Annotated in this window: 1 protein-coding gene; it reads right to left on the bottom strand. The window is 52.7% G+C overall.

What is annotated here, in order from left to right:
* Window positions 1-1,100 precede the first annotated feature (1,100 nt).
* Complete coding sequence (locus G8767_RS35110) at window positions 1,101-1,562, bottom strand: helix-turn-helix transcriptional regulator (RefSeq protein ID WP_050794073.1); 462 nt, start codon at window positions 1,560-1,562, stop codon at window positions 1,101-1,103.
* Window positions 1,563-1,753 lie beyond the last annotated feature (191 nt).

Genomic DNA, 1,753 nt, shown 5'->3' with positions numbered 1-1,753 from the left:
CCCGAGGACCCGCCCGGTCGCACTCAGCGAATCACCGCGACGCCACATCTCCCAGATCGTGTTCTCTTGATCCACAGTGAACCCGAGCGCCCTGTTGCCCATCCATGCCTCCACGATCACGCATCATCTCACCAGTAGTGATGCGTTGACGTGTTGAGACCAAGATCGGTTTTCGACCAAACTGGGCTCGTGCCTACGCACATGTCCAGTAACCGTTCGAACGCTGCTGGATCCAAACCTCCCAAACAGTCCGTTGCCTGGCCCTCTACCCTTTCACTATGCACCTCCCAGCACCTAGCTTCGCTTGTCCATCCGGAAAGACGAACCGCCTACAAGTACCGACAGTGCTCCCACAGCCCGAAAAGATCAATCCATCTATCCAGTCTCGAACCGATAGATTCCTGAATGACAGCGAGAAGCTACTGTTACCTGATCTCACAGCACTATCCAGCTCCACAGCCCTTTCCCTAAATGTAGGGATCCCTTTGAATACGCCGCTGCTTCAGAAACCCGACCTGGATCAATACGCATTCCTACTCACAGAAAGAGTAAAGCAAATTTCCGGGAATCAGCTTGCAAGCGTATGGTGCACAAAAAGGAATTCAAAAATATCCACGATTTCAATTGACTCAGCCATCCCTGCGCAATCATCCAACATCGGCCAAACGGCAACACTGATAACTCGCAGGTCGTATACAAAAGAACAATTCAAAAACGAAATCCCGGACGCAATCTCCGGACTGAAACCCATTCAAGATGGGCCTGTCGCGTTGCATATATCTTACGTGACCGGGTTGCCGCGCACTTGGGCAAATCTATGGAAACCAACCATCGATGGGTTGGGCGGATTACTCGGTACACGTAACTCGTCAGAACCGCGGAAGGTAGACGCTGGTCGCATAGTGCAACTTGCCCTACATCACCGATCTGATGGACCGGAGCTGGGACATAGTGTACAAATCACTGTAACGGCGTCTTCGATCATGCCAATCACCCTTTGATGCCATCCCCTCAAATAGCGGCCTCAAATTGCGCGAATTTATCAAAGAATAAGAAACATACAAAAACCAACATTCTTAAAAAATCGAAACCTTATTCTTTCATGGGCCGCACTCTGCGCTTTCGATTGGAGGTACATCCGGGTGGGACCAGAATATCCAGAATCCGTTTCCAGTAACCACAGGGCAGCCCTCTGCGTGGCGCAGACGCTCAGCCATCTCAATGACAATACCCATCGACCTGTCAGAAAGTCCGTCCGCTTGAGCGAGGAGTCTCCGTAAAGGTACTTGGTCGAGACGTTCGATCACTTCCGACGCCGTCGGAAAATCAGGATTAACGGCGGGAAGATAGAAATAGTCTTTGTCGACACCAAAGAAGTCGGCGAGTATCGCCACGATCTCCGGAGACGGATTCGAACGCTTCCCTCGCCGCAACTGCGAAATATACGGATGCGAAATTTGGTGACCTCGGGCATTGAGCGCGTCCGCCAGCTGCACTTGCGTAATCGGGCAGCCGATCCGCGCCGAGTGGTCGAACAACGCATTCAACTGATCACTAAACATTTGGTCCTCACAGCGAAAATTAAGGGACCCGTCTCGGAAAGTAGGGACAACATGGGATCATAGTGGCTCTTCCCAGATGAGGGTGTAGGTCGGCCGGGCGCGTCGGTCCGCAGGTAGACGTCGAGGTCTCCCGACGATGGAGGTTCCTACGCCATCCATCCGAAAGACCTCGACGTGACCGACGCTACCCC

This window comes from Rhodococcus sp. IC4_135 (genome assembly GCF_011602025.1).
Lineage (GTDB): Bacteria > Actinomycetota > Actinomycetes > Mycobacteriales > Mycobacteriaceae > Rhodococcus_F > Rhodococcus_F baikonurensis.
Note: the sequence above shows the minus strand (reverse complement) of the source record. Positions and strands in the feature narration are given on the sequence as shown.

Coding starts and splice junctions, on each gene's coding strand:
- G8767_RS35110 (WP_050794073.1), bottom strand. CDS start 1,562: ATGTTTAGTGATCAGTTGAATGCGTTGTTCGACCACTCGGCGCGGATC.